Annotated in this window: 7 protein-coding genes; all 7 read right to left on the bottom strand. The window is 61.7% G+C overall.

Annotated features, from left to right (window positions below; genetic code table 11):
• Window positions 1–21: 21 nt before the first annotated feature.
• Window positions 22–2,616, bottom strand: a complete 2,595-nt coding sequence (locus MMG94_RS15300) for a PAS domain S-box protein (RefSeq protein WP_016919644.1) — start codon at window positions 2,614–2,616, stop codon at window positions 22–24.
• A 41-nt stretch (window positions 2,617–2,657) separates the two neighbouring features.
• Window positions 2,658–5,984 carry an NAD-glutamate dehydrogenase domain-containing protein gene (locus MMG94_RS15295; protein ID WP_016919643.1) on the bottom strand — a complete coding sequence of 1,109 codons (3,327 nt, stop codon included), beginning with the start codon at window positions 5,982–5,984 and terminating at the stop codon, window positions 2,658–2,660.
• A 42-nt stretch (window positions 5,985–6,026) separates the two neighbouring features.
• Window positions 6,027–6,452 carry an ATP-binding protein gene (locus MMG94_RS15290; protein WP_016919642.1) on the bottom strand — a complete coding sequence of 142 codons (426 nt, stop codon included), beginning with the start codon at window positions 6,450–6,452 and terminating at the stop codon, window positions 6,027–6,029.
• Window positions 6,453–6,468: 16 nt separating this feature from the next.
• Entirely contained in the window at window positions 6,469–6,801 is a 333-nt protein-coding gene (locus tag MMG94_RS15285) for an STAS domain-containing protein (protein WP_016919641.1), read from the bottom strand.
• Window positions 6,802–7,196: 395 nt separating this feature from the next.
• Window positions 7,197–10,421 (bottom strand): efflux RND transporter permease subunit, encoded by a 3,225-nt coding sequence (locus MMG94_RS15280; RefSeq protein WP_020372436.1) that lies wholly within the window; start codon window positions 10,419–10,421, stop codon window positions 7,197–7,199.
• Window positions 10,418–11,683, bottom strand: coding sequence for an efflux RND transporter periplasmic adaptor subunit (locus tag MMG94_RS15275; protein ID WP_016919638.1), 1,266 nt, complete (start codon window positions 11,681–11,683; stop codon window positions 10,418–10,420). The genes MMG94_RS15280 and MMG94_RS15275 overlap by 4 nt, the downstream gene beginning before the upstream one ends.
• Window positions 11,684–11,727: 44 nt before the next feature.
• Window positions 11,728–13,263 (bottom strand): efflux transporter outer membrane subunit, encoded by a 1,536-nt coding sequence (locus MMG94_RS15270; protein ID WP_244415297.1) that lies wholly within the window; start codon window positions 13,261–13,263, stop codon window positions 11,728–11,730.
• Between the last annotated feature and the right edge of the window lie 171 nt (window positions 13,264–13,434).

The following is a 13,434-nucleotide window of genomic DNA, read 5'->3' as shown; positions in this document are numbered from 1 at the left end:
TCGACGGATGATCGTCGCAGCTCAAAGAATCTGCATGACGACCATGGCGATGTCGTCGCTCGCGGGAACGCGATCACAGAACCGATGCATATCGCCGAGAATGGCGTGCACAAGCGGTTGCGGCGGGAGGAGGCGATTGGCTTCAAACGCCTTGCACAGACGCTCGACGCCGTAAAAATCCCCGGCGACGTTCTGGGCTTCGGTGACGCCGTCCGTATAGAGCAGCACTTTGTCGTCCTTTTGCAGGGGAAGGCAGCAATCCTCGAAAACAGCGGCGCGATCGACGCCGAGCACGAGACCGTCGCCATCGAGCTGACGACAATGGCGTTCCTGCGTTCTCAGGAGCAGGGCCGGATTATGGCCGCCATTGGCGTAACGCAGCCGTCGGCGCAAAGGGTCGTAACGACAATAGAACATGGTGATGAACAGTTCGGCCTGCGTAAGGTCGCCATGGAGAAGATCATTCAAATCCTGGAGAACGGCGGCGGGATTCGATCGCGCGTCGACGGCCTTGCGCGCCTCCGCGCGCAACATGCTGCGAACAACCGTCATCATCAGAGCGGCGCCGACGCTATGGCCCGATACGTCGGCTATCGCGGCGTCGAGCGAGCCGGCGTTTTCGAAATAGTCGAAATAATCGCCGCCGACATGCGTCGCGGGTTTACAGACGCCAAATATGCTCGCGCCGGCGACGCAAAGCGGCGCATGAGGCAGGAGTGAGAGCTGAATCTGCTTCGCGATCTCAAGCTCGCGCCGACTTTCCTCGGCCCGGCGACGTTCCGTGACATCCGTTTGAATGCCGACATAATGCGTGACGACGCCGTTTCCGTCGCGCACCGGAGATATGATCAGCTCGTTCCAGAACGCTTCGCCATTTTTACGGTAGTTCTTCAGGGTCACTTCGCAGCCTTCGCCGCGCGCGAGCGCGCGCTTGATTTCGAGAAGCGCCTCCCGATCCGTCTCCGGGCCCTGTAAAAGATGCATGCTGCGCCCGAGGAGCTCATCGCGGGAATATCCCGTCATCCTCGACAGTGCGGGATTGACGTAGATATTTGGCTGGCCCGGCGCGCGCGCGTCGGAGATGGCGACTCCGACATGAAGCGATTCCAGGGCGCGATCACGCACCCTCAGGCGATCTTCATAATCCTTTTCAGCGGTGATGTCGCGATCGATGCCGCGCCACTTCATCAGGCGGCCCTTATCGTCGAAGATCGGCGCGCCGCTCGATTCGGTTGAAATCCTGCGTCCATCCTTCCGGCGATAGGAATTCACGACCCGGTGGAACTCCGCATTCGTCTCCTTGAAAAGAACAGCGTCGGAAGGATGCGCGCCGTCTGAGGCGAAAAGGCTGGAATAGGTTCTTCCAACCACCTCTTCCGGTTCGATGCCGAGAATGCTGCGCACCGCATTGCTGGAATAGGTGTAGCGTCCCTGCGCATCCTGCTCCCAAAGCCATTCGCCGGCCATCTCGGCGACCTTGCGGAATCGTTCTTCGCTTTCGGCGAGGGCTTCCTTATCTCTCTTCTGCTCCGTAATGTCCTGTTGAATGGCCAGATAATGCGTGACTTGCCCTGAAGCCTCCCGTAGAGGCGTGATCATTTCGAGCGCCCAATAAAGCGATCCGTCTTTACGGCGATCCTGTATTTCGCCGCGCCATTCGCGGCCTTCCCTGATCGCATCCCACAAACGACGATATTGTTCGCGGGGCGTCGTCTCCGATTGCAGGACGCGCGGATTTTCGCCCACGAGTTCTTCGGCCGCATAGCCGGTCAGCCGCGTGAAAGCGCCGTTTACATATTGAATTTGCCCCGCCCGATTGGCGATCATAAAGCCTACCGGGCTCTGATCCATCGCCGCGGATAAGATCAGCAACCGCTCTTCGGTCAGTTTGAGGCGGGTCAGATCATGCGTCATGCCGACGAAGTAACGCTCGCCCGAAAGCCAGATTTCGCCGATGGAAAGATACATGGGAAAGACCGAGCCGTCCTTGCGCCGTCCCACGACCTCACGCCCGACGCCGATGATCTTTTTCACCCCGGTTTCGCGATAAGCGCGAAGATAGGCGTCATGCTGCTCACGATATGGCGAGGGCATCAGCATTTTGACATTGCCGCCGACCGCCTCGCTGGCGCTATATCCAAAAAGCCGTTCGGCCCCCGCGCTGAAGAGATGCATCAAACCGACTTCGTCGATAAGGACGAGGCCGTCGGCCATCCCGTCGAAAATCGCAGACAGCTTCTTTATCGTGTCCTCGAGCGGCGCATCCGGCGCCTGTTCCTGCGAATGCGGGCGGAGCCTCAAGATAGTTATGGGACGGTCCGCGATGACGAGGGGACGCATGGCGTAATCGGCGTCGATCGCCGTTCCATCCCTGCGCCGCACGCGCACGCGGCCTTCGCGGGGCGCGGTCGCCGCAGCCGCTGTTTCGACGGAAATATTCTCGACGATGTTCTTTCCAAGCAGGCCGTCTCCCGCCAATTCCGCCTCGCAATAGCCGGTCAGCCGTTCGGCCGCGCCATTCATCGCGCTCACTCCGCCGGAAGCGTCGAGAACGAAAAGCGCGTCATCCTCCGCGTCCAGTATCGCATGCGCCAGATCGGCTTCGCTTGCCGGCATCCCGGTTCCTCCCGTCTCCCGCATGGACGACCCGCCCGGCGCTAGCCCCTTCCGCATCGCGCTTCACAGGCGTCGATCAAGAGATCCATTTCGGCGGCGAAGGTTGCGAATGGCGCGAGCGACGAGCTTCTTTCCCGCAGGAGCTTCGTGCGAATCCTTTTCACATTTGCGAGGGTCGACTCCATCGCGGCCCGGCTGAAAAGCTCGACTGGATTCTTAAGTCCAAGACGAATCTCCAGCGCCGCGACGCGCGCCGGCGCCAAGCGCAGGCTGTCTTCGAGCGAAGCTTGGAGCTGTCGCTCCCAGGGATCGCGCGCGGCCACGTCGGCGAGAAGCGCGGAGATCTGATTTAGGTCGAACAGCGCCGCCGCCTCGTCGAACAGACCTGCCGCCAGGCGTACGCCCTCATTGGATTTTTGCGCCAGCTCGACGATGAAGGGGAAGTCGCGCAGCCGCTTCAACAAGAATTCGCGCGACATTTCGGGCGCGAGCGTCGCAAAAAGCGCATATTCGGAGCTCTCGCTCGCTTGCGCCGCGAAAACGCGCAAATGCTCCCGCCACTCGGCGACCACTGTTTCAGAAGGCGTCAAAAGCTTCCCTCGTTGCAGAGCCCAGCGGCAGAGATGGGACAGGGCGTCCTCGAGTTGCATGAGACGACGATATTGCTCGCTCGCTTCGAGCCTTCCGTCCAATTTGCGCACCGCGGCGCGCCATTTGTCGCCTTCGACAATTTGATCGAAGGTGAGATAAAGCGCCACCGCGTCAAGCAACAGTTTAGGCGTCGACGCCTCGCCGAACAGCAAAAAGCTCGCGCCGGCCTGGTCGACGATCCTGTTGCTGATGAGAGACGCTGCGATCTCGCGCGCAAGCGGATGGCGCTTCGCTTTCTCCACCCGTCCTTGAAGCGCTCGGGGCGGAAAATAGCTCAGCAGAAAGCTTCTGCTCCAGTCCGCGTCGAGAAAGCCGGGGGCCTCCAGCAACTGCCTTTTCAGCGCAAGCTTCGCATAGGCCATGAGCTGCGCGAGTTCCGGTCTTGTCAGCCCTTTCGCGCTCCGCAGCGCGATCTCGCGACGCGACGGAAAGGCGTCGATGCTGCGATCCCGCAGTCCCCAGCTTTCGAACAACTCCGCGACTGTGAGAAAAGGTTCGATATCGGCGACGCTGCGTTCGCGTTCGAGCGAGAGACACAGGCTCTGCCGGTAGCTGTCGTCGAGCGCCGCGTTGCAAACCTCATCCGCCATCGCCGCGAGCAATTCGTTGCGCGCATTCTCCTCCAGATCGCCGGCGCCGCGTTCGTCCGAAGGCGTCAGCAGGATCTTCAGATTGACCTCGTGATCGGACAGATCGACGCCCGCCGAATTGTCCACGGCGTCCGTATTGATGCGCCCGCCCGCCAGCGCATATTCGACCCGCGCTTTCTGGGTGAATCCCAAATTGGCGCCTTCGCCGACGATCTTCGCCCGCAGGCGCGAGGCTTCGACGCGCGCGCCGTCATTGGCGCGATCGCCAATGGTTTCGTCCCGTTCCGAACCGGCCTTCACATAAGTTCCAATCCCGCCCAGCCACAAAAGATCGACCGGCGCCGTCAACAGAAGCTTGATCAGCCCTTCGGCGTCTATCGCGTGCTGACGCACCGAAAGCCAGCCGCGGATCTGCTCGCTGAGTTCGATTTCCTTCGCGTCGCGCCGAAAGACGCCGCCGCCCCGGGAGATGAGTCGGGGGTCGTAATCCGCCCAGGTTGAATTGGGCGTTTCGAACAGCCGTTTCCGCTCGGCGAATGAAATCAGCGGATCCGGGTCCGGATCGAGAAAAATATGTTGTCCGCTGAATGCGCCGCAAAGACGGATGTTGCGCGATTGCAGCATCCCATTGCCGAAAACGTCGCCATCCATCGAACCGACGCCGACGACCGAGAAGGCATGACGGTCGATATTGCGGCCGAGTTCGAGAAAGTGCCGCTCGACGCATAGCCACGCGCCTCTTGCGGTGATGCCGAGCCGCTTGTGGTGATAGCCGTGCGACCCGCCTGTCGCGAAGGCGTCGCCAAGCCAGAATTTATAGGATGCCGCGATCCGGTTGGCTTCATCGGACCACGACGCCGTGCCTTTGTCCGCGGCGACGACCAGATAGGGATCGGCGTTGTCATAGGCCACGAGGTAGGCTGGCCGGGCGATTTTGGCGCCGATGATATTGTCGGTGACGTCGAGCAGACTGCGGATGAAATCGCCATAGGCGCGCATTCCCAATTGCTGGCGCTCTGCGGCGCCCCCGCAACTCGTCTTCAGGACGAAGCCGCCCTTCGCGCCTTGCGGAACGATGAGCGCGTTCTTCACCATCTGCGTCTGCATCAAATCGAGGATCTCGGTGCGAAAATTTTCGCATCTGTCGGACCAGCGCAGCCCGCCGCGCGCGACTTTGGCGCCGCGCAGATGGATCCCCTCTAAGTGGCGCGCGCGCACATATATTTCGGCGAACGGCCTCGGATAGGGCGCGTTGATGATCCCCATGCTGTCGACCTTGATCGCGAGCGCGCGCTTCGTCGGATCTCCCGGCGCGAAGAAATTCGTTCGCAACGTCGCGTCGATGAGATTGAAGATTTCGCGCAGCAGGCGGTCGTCCGTCAGATCCTCGACTTTCTCCAAAGCCGAGATCAATTGCTGACGAATGGCGTTCAGCGCCTCCAATTCGCCCTCCCGCCCGGTGGGGTGAAAGCGCGTTTGGAAATAGCGGTAAAGAAGGCCCGCCGCCTCGACATGACGCAGGAGAGCCTCGTAAATCCGATCGCGCCCGATCGAGGGGCCAAGCTGCAGCCGGTAGCCGCAATAAGCGCGAAGCAGATCGACCTCGCGCCATTCGAAACCGGCGCGCCCGACAAGTTCGTTCAAAGCGTCGTTCTCGATCTCTTCCGCGAGCAGGCGGGAGAGCGCCGCCTTCATCCGGCCTCTCGAAGCGTCGAGACGCGGCGACGTTTTGTCGAGCGCCTCCACGACAAAGCTTCGGACATAATGCGTCCGCCCTCCCCAACTGACGTCGAACCGCGTTTGGTCGATCACTCTGAGCCCGAGATTGCGAATAAGCGGGGTCAATTCGTCGAGTGTCCGTTCCTCCAAAGTGAAAATGCGTAAATCCCGGCGTAGCCCGCTCGGGTCGCCGGGCAGTGCGCGCAGATCGGCGGCGTCCCTGCCGCTTTGCGCGACGGCCTGCATGATGAGCATGTCCCGCCCCGCTTGAATCGGGGCCTGCCCTGAACGGTACAAAGCCGGAAAGGCGCGCGCGGGCGACGTCTCGACCGCCTCGAGACGCAGTCTGTGCGCGGCGCGGTCCATGAAGTTGCGGGCGCGGGCGTCCCACTCAGTCAGATGGAGCATTTCCGTCGGCCCGATATCAGGAGCCAGCCAGCCGGCGGCGCCTCAGTGCAGGTGCTTACGCATTTCGAGAACATTGCCGGCGTCGGTCCGACGATATTCGACCGAATCCATGAGACTGCGGATGAAAAAAATCCCACGGCCGCGCTCGGTGAGGTTGTCGAAATCGGGCGTCGGCACGGCGTTCAGGTCGAAACCCTGGCCGTTATCGAAGACGCGAATCCACAAGTCGCAGTTTTCGATCGAGAGGCAAACCTTCACGGTTTCGCCATCGCCATCCGGCCGGCTATATTCGATGGCGTTGGCCATGGCTTCGGTGAGAACGAGATTGAGATGGTAAGCCAGCGTTTCACGATCTCGGTCCGTTACGTCCACTTCCCTGGCGACCTGCTCGGCGATATTGCCGACGAGGCGCAAATAGCGGGTCTGATTGGGAACCACGATGTCGACGTTCATCATCACTTCCGACATTTCATCACGCAGGCGCCTAGCTGCTGGTCGCCTCCTGGAGCTTTGGATAGATGTCGAAGACGCGATGCAGCCGCGTGAGTTCGAACATCGACCGCACGCGCGGCCGCAATCCGGAGAGCGCGAAGCCGCTCGAGCGCAGATTGGCGTTTTTATAGCCGGAAAGCAGAGCGCCGAGGCCTGAACTATCGATGAACTCGACCTCTTCCAAATCGACGACGAGATTGCGTTCGCCGCCTTCCAGAATCTTCAAAATCCTGTCCTTCAGCTCGGCCGAGTTGTGAGCGTCGACGCGCGGCTCCTTGACGCTGATCACCATTTTTCCGTTTTGCTTGATCGTCGAGAGGTTCATTCCGCCGCCTCTGGCAGCTCGTTTCGCGATGCGGTCGTAACTAGGGCGACCTTGAGCAAAGAGAAGAGATATCGGCGATAATGCATTTGCCGGCGTAAGCTTATGTAGACAGGGCGACGATTGCGGCTCCGTTCAAGGCCGGATTTCTTGCGTTCGCAACGCCTTTCTTAGTCAAAAATGAGAGGATGTCCGCCGGTTGATCGACAGGATCAAGATCGACAAATCACTCGCCAGCCGGGATCGCCATGGACAAGAAAGCCGGCGCGCTCGTCGCCGGCGCCGTCTATCTGGCCAACGGGCTCTGGATATGGCGGTGACGGCGGAAGGGACGGAGACGGAGGAACAGGCCGCACTGTCGCAGTCGCAAGCGAGGCCCTGCGGCCTGAACGCCGCTCTCATTCGCCGGTAGGCGGCGCGACGACGCTGCCGCCGACCGCTTCGGCCTCGGCCGCGCTCGGCGGAGCTCCGGCGCCCGCCGCTCCGGCGCTTTGCTTCCTCCGCTTCCAGGCTTCGTCGAATTGCTGCAATACGACGAAAAAGGCCGGAACGAAGAGAACGGCGAGACAGGTCGAGGAAAGCATGCCCGTGAGCACGCTGATCCCGAGCGAGCGGCGCGCATTGGCGCCCGCTCCGGTCGCGATGGCGAGCGGCACGACGCCAAGAATGAAAGCGAAGGACGTCATCAAAATGGGACGGAAACGAATCCGAGCGGCGTCGATCGCCGCCTCAATGATGGGTTTTCCGCCGAATATGCGATGCTCGCGCGCAACCTCGACGATGAGAATGCCGTTTTTCGCGGAAAGCGCGATGAGCAGCATGAGGCCGATCTGCACATAGAGATTATTGTCGACGCCAAGGCCGGTCAGCGTCAGCATCGGGCCGATCAGCGCGAGCGGCACAGCGGCGATGACCGCGAGCGGAAGAATCCAGCTTTCGTACTGGCCCGCGAGCACGAGATAGACGAGCAGGACGGAGAGGCCGAACGCCCAATAGAGCAGATTGCCGGTGATCTTCTCCTGATAGGAGATGGCGCTCCACTCGAAAGCGATGTCGTTCGGCAGGCGCTTCTTGGCGAGAGACTCCATCTCCCCCATCGCCTGCCCCGAACTGAAGCCGCGCATGGGCGAACCGACGATCGTCGCCGACGGGTAAAGATTGTAAAGCGTGATCAGAGGCGGCGCGCTCGTTTCCTTCAATCGCGCGAGCGTGCTGAGCGGGATCATATTGCCGTCCTGGCTGCGGACATACATGCTCAGCAGATCGTCCGGCTGCAGACGGTAGCGGGAGTCGGCCTGCACATAGACTTGCAGAGGCAGCCCGAATTTAACGAATTGGTTGACATAGGTCGATCCGACATAGGAGGTCAGCGTGGAGAAGACGTCGCCGACCGGCACGCGCAACGTCTCCGCCTGGACGCGGTCGACTTGCATTTCCACATGCGGCGCCGCTTCACGAAAAGTCGTCAGGACGCGCTGCATGACAGGACTGTCCTGCGCGGCGCCGACGACGCCATTGGCGCCTTCCGCGAGGCGCGGATAGCTGAAACTGCCGCCGAGCAATTCGAGCTGCATCTGGAAACCGCCGGCATTGCCGATGCCCTGGATCGGCGGCGGCGCCAGCATGAAGGCGCGGCCCTCCGGGATCTGCTCCACTTTCTTCTGGAGGCCCATGACGAGCGAGAGAAGATCCTCGCCCTTCTTTTTCCCGCGCTCCTCCCAATCGTCGAAAATGACGTAATTGACGCCGGCATTGGCGAGAGTCGCGCTGTTGTCGAGCACTGAAATGCCCGCGATGGTGATGATTTTTTTCACCCCCGGGGTCGCCAGCGCAATGTCTCCCGCCTGTTTGAGCACATTGATCGTCCGACCGAGCGCCGCGCCCTCGGGCAACTGAACGGCGGTCATCGCGAAGCCCTGATCCTCATTTGGAATGAAGGCGGTCGGCAAACGCGCAATGCCGATGACGCCGATCACCGAGGTGATCAGGCCGGCGATCACGACGAGGCGGCTATGTTCGACGAGGCGCTCGACCAGACGCGTATAGGCGGCTTCCAGCGGATTATAGATTGCGTTGAAGCTGCGATAGACGGCGTTGCGCTCTTCCGGCGGCACGGCGGGACGCAGCCAGAGAGCGCATTGAGTCGGCTTCAGCGTGGCGGCGTTGATGGCGCTGATGAGCGCCGTCGCCGCGATAACCACCGCAAATTGAGCGAGCATCCTGCCGGTCAGGCCGGGAAGGAAGGCCGCGGGAAGAAACACGGCCATCAGGACGAGGGTGATGCCGATGATCGGACCCATCAGCTCCGACATCGCCTTGATCGCGGCGTCGTGGCTCGACATGCCGCGTTCGATATCCGCCGAGACGGCTTCGGTGATGACGATCGCGTCGTCGACGACGATGCCGATCGCGAGCACGATGCCGAACAGCGTCGAGAGATTGACCGTATAGCCGAGGCCCGCCATGGCCGCGAAGGCGCCGATAATAGTGATCGGCACGGTCGTCGCCGGCACCAAGGTCGCGCGGAAATTTTGCAGAAAGAAGAGAATGACGACGAGGACGAGAAAGCCCGCTTCGTAGAGCGTGTGATAGACTTCGTCGATCGACGCCTTCACGAAGATCGTCGTATTGTAGGGAATTCCATAGACGAGATCAGAGGGAAAACGGCGCGAGAGCTCCTCCATCTTGGCGCCGACTTCCTTGCCGACCTGGATCGAATTGGCGTCGGGCGTCTGATAGATCGCGATGAGCGCCGCCGGCTTTCCGTCGACAAAGGTTTGCTGGGAGTAATTTTGCGATCCCAGCTCGATGCGGCCAATGTCCTTCACGCGGACGAGCCGGCCGCCCTGCGCCGTCTGCGCCTTGACGATGATATTGGCGAATTCGGAAGGGTCGTCGAGGCGCGACTGAATGTCGATCGTATATTGGAAATCCTGAGAGCCCGGCGCCGGAGGCATGCCGGTCTGGCCGGAGGCGACGATCTGGCTCTGCTGCTGGATCGCCTTCACGACATCGGACGGCTGCAGCCCGAAAGCGTGCAGCTTTTCGGGATCCATCCAGACGCGCATGGCGTATTTGCCGGAGCCGAAGACATTGACGTTGCCGACGCCCGGCAGGCGCGAAAGCTCGTTGACGAGATTGATGGTCGCGTAATTGCTGAGGAAGATCGCGTCATGCGTTCCGTTGGGCGCCGTCAGCGTAATGATCTGCAGTATCGCGGTCGATTTTTTGTTGACCGAGACGCCCTGCGCCTGAACCGCCGCTGGAAGCGAGGCGAGGGCGTTGGAGACGCGATTTTGAACCAATACCTGCGCGGTGTCCGGATCCATTCCGATCTTGAAAGTCACTGTCAGCGCGTAGGTTCCGTCCGAGGCGCTCGTCGACTGCATATAAAGCATGCCGTCGACGCCGTTGACCTGCAACTCGATGGGCAGCGCGACCGTATCGATCACCGTCTGCGGGCTCGCGCCGGGATAGCGCGCCGTGACCTGAACGGTCGGGGGCACGATGTTTGGATATTGCGAAATCGGCAGGTTGAAGAGCGCGACGCCGCCAATGACCACCAGAAGAATGGCGATGACATTGGCGAGTACCGGCCGCTCGATGAAGAATTTCGACATCATGGCCGGGCGTCCTCGCCGTCGCCCGCCAGACGCGGCGTGATCTTGAGCCCCGGCGTCGCGCGCCAAAGATCGGCGACCACGACCCGATCGTCAGGCGTGAGGCCGGAAAGAATGACGCGCATCTCGCCCTGCAGATCGCCCATGTCGACATAGCGCTTCTCGAGAAGGTCGTCCTTGTTTGCGACGACGACATAGCGCCCGCCCTGATCGGTCTGAACCGAGCGATTGGGAACGAGCAGCGCGTTCGGAATGACTTTTCCGGCGGGCAGCCGAATGCGGACGAAGAAGCCCGGAAGCAAACGATGATCGGCGTTCTGCAGAATTCCGCGCACCAGCATCGTGCCGGTTTTGGGGTCGATCGCCGGCGCCACATATTGGATGTGGCCGTGCAAGGGATAATCCTGCCCCGCCTCGAGCCCGACATCGACCGGATAATCGTGGATTTCGGCGAGCGTGACACGCCGGTCGCCAAGCGCCTTTCGAACTCTCTGCACCTCCTGTTCGCTCAGATTCGCGACGACATAAATGGGATCGAGCTGAATGATCTCCGCGAGGACGGTGGGCTGCCCCATGCCGCCGACCGTGTTTCCCGGATCGATCTGGTGCTTGCCCATCTGGCCGTCGAAGGGCGCGCGCACCTGCGTGTAATCGAGATTGAGCCTGGCGATCTCGACCTGCGCCTTCGCGGAGGCGAGTTCGGCTTCGGACTTTTTCGCCTGGAAATTCCAGTTGTCGACGATGACCTGCGCGGCGGCGCCCTTGCGGCGAAGTCCGGTATAGCGCTCGACCTCAATCCGCGCATAAGCGAGCGCGGCTTCCTGCGCGCGCACCTGCGCCTCGGCCTGAATGAGCTGGGACCTGTATTGATCCTGCTGAATCGTGAACAGCAGATCGCCCTTTTTGACGATCTGCCCATCCTGGAAGTGGATCTTGGTGAGATAGCCCTCGACGCGCGCGATCAGGTTGACGATGTTGGTCGGCGAGGCGTTGCCCGTGAGTTCGATATATTCGGTGACTTTCTGCCGGATCGGCGACGCCACGGGAATGACGGGAAGGGCTGGGTCTGCCGACGCCGGGCTTTTCCGACCGCCGTCGGCGAGACTCTTTTCCGCGGCCGTAGCTGTCGCCGCTTCCCTGCCGCCGAAAAGCTTTCCAAGGAAAGATTCGGCGAGGCTCGCCTCTGGAAACGCCATGACGCAGGCGAGAACCGCCGCGCCGCGCGCGCAGGACGGGAGCGTCAAAGAAAGGAGTCCCTTCCACATGTCACGACGCCTTCTTGCTCATGAGCCGGCAGCGCTCCCTCGCCTTACCATTCGGGTAGTTTGATGCTCGAATCGACGTCCTGCGCGGATGGCAGGCCCGGCGTTTCGAATCCGGGCTGCGCGGCGTCGGGCAGGAGATTTCCCCAATTCGTCCGATCGCGCATTTCCTGCACGGTCGCGGCGTCGACGAAGGGCTTGCCCTCCCGAATCTGCCAGCCGCCGCCCAGCGCCCTATAGAGCGAAACGAGGCCGATCGAGATATTTCCCGTCGCCGTCGCAAGGCTGTTTTCCGCCGCCAGAAGGTTCTGCTCAGCGGTGAGCACTGTCGTGAAGTCGCGCGTGCCCTGCTGATATTCGAGCGTCGCGATCTCCAGGGCGCCCTTGGCCTCCGTCACGCTCTTGCGCAGATAGGCGGCCTCGGACGCAGAAAGGAGATAGGTCGCGACGCCGTTCTCGACTTCCTGCTGCGCTTTCAGGACCTGATTCTGATAGTCGATCAGATATTGCTGCAGCGTCGCGTCCTGCAGGCGGACGTTATTCGCAATCTGGCCGTAGTTCAGAAGGTTCCATTTAAAGGATGGGCCGATCGCGAATGCGCGACCCATCGGCTGAACCATCTGCCCCAGATTGTGGCCGACATTGCTGGCCTGGCCGCCAAAGGCCCCACTGATGCTGATCGCCGGATAGAGCTCCGCCTGCGCGACGCCGATCTGCGCGCTTTGCGCCGCTGCGCGCAGCTCCGCGACGCGTATGTCGGGCCGCCGGCGCAGAAGGTCGGCGGGAATGCCGACGGCCGCGCGCGGAGGGGCGAACGGAATTTTCGCCGCGCCGCGCGCGAGCAGGAAACCGAGCGGCTCCGGAGCCATTCCAAGGAGGACGCGCAGCGCGTTCATTCCGTGCTTGAGCTGAATCATCAGCCGCGGGATCGTCGCCTCGGTCGAGGCGAGCACGTTCTGGGCCTGATGCACGTCCAGAAGCGTCGAGGCGCCGCCCTCGAAGCGCGTCCTCGCAATTCGCACAGATTCGCGCTGCCGCGCGACATTGGCGCGCGCAATGGCGATCTGACGCTCGAGCGTGCGGATGCCGATATAGGCGCTCGCGACATCCGAAAGCAGCGTCACGAGCACGTCGTCATAGGACGCGATCGACCCGAGATAAGCGGCGTCCGCCGATTCGATTCCGCGCCGGAATTTGCCCCAGAGGTCGATTTCCCAGGACGATTGCACGAGCCATCGGTCCGCCCAGAAATTGCCGAGCGCCATGGAGTTGCCGCCCTGGGACGCCGGCGTCGCATTGCTCGCGCGGTCGTAATTCACCGCGGCGGAGGCGGTCTGCATCTGTGGATAGAACTCGCCGATGGCGACCCCGAGCTCCGCGCGGGCCTCCAGGACCTTCGTCCCCGCGCTCAGCAGAGTGAGGTTCTGGGAGTAAGCGGTTTCAATCAGCCGATTGAGAACCGGATCGCGGAAGAGGCGCCACCAATCGGCCGGCGTCTCCGCGGATTTCAGGCTCTTGCTGCGCCATTCCAGCCATTTGTCGGCGACGGGGGCGACGGGCGGGGTAAAATCCGGTCCCGTCATGCATCCCGCCAGGGATGCGCCGGCGACGCCGAGAAAGCCTCTCAGCGCGTCTCTCCGACTGAACCGTCCCACGCCTGCCACGGGGCTGCGGACAGTCGCCTCGCGCGCCATCTCGGGAGGCGAGGCGCTCAAAAAAACACGGACGGAATCGCGAATGTCGAATCTCACTGG

Source organism: Methylocystis parvus OBBP (assembly GCF_027571405.1).
GTDB lineage: Bacteria > Pseudomonadota > Alphaproteobacteria > Rhizobiales > Beijerinckiaceae > Methylocystis > Methylocystis parva.
Note: the sequence above shows the minus strand (reverse complement) of the source record. Positions and strands in the feature narration are given on the sequence as shown.

What these genes read in the sequence shown, in the direction of transcription:
- MMG94_RS15280 (WP_020372436.1), bottom strand. Translation starts at nt 10,421, where the DNA reads ATGATGTCGAAATTCTTCATCGAGCGGCCGGTACTCGCCAATGTCATC.
- MMG94_RS15270 (WP_244415297.1), bottom strand. Translation starts at nt 13,263, where the DNA reads ATGACGGGACCGGATTTTACCCCGCCCGTCGCCCCCGTCGCCGACAAA.
- MMG94_RS15290 (WP_016919642.1), bottom strand. Translation starts at nt 6,452, where the DNA reads ATGTCGGAAGTGATGATGAACGTCGACATCGTGGTTCCCAATCAGACC.
- MMG94_RS15285 (WP_016919641.1), bottom strand. Translation starts at nt 6,801, where the DNA reads ATGAACCTCTCGACGATCAAGCAAAACGGAAAAATGGTGATCAGCGTC.
- MMG94_RS15295 (WP_016919643.1), bottom strand. Translation starts at nt 5,984, where the DNA reads ATGCTCCATCTGACTGAGTGGGACGCCCGCGCCCGCAACTTCATGGAC.
- MMG94_RS15300 (WP_016919644.1), bottom strand. Translation starts at nt 2,616, where the DNA reads ATGCCGGCAAGCGAAGCCGATCTGGCGCATGCGATACTGGACGCGGAG.
- MMG94_RS15275 (WP_016919638.1), bottom strand. Translation starts at nt 11,683, where the DNA reads ATGTGGAAGGGACTCCTTTCTTTGACGCTCCCGTCCTGCGCGCGCGGC.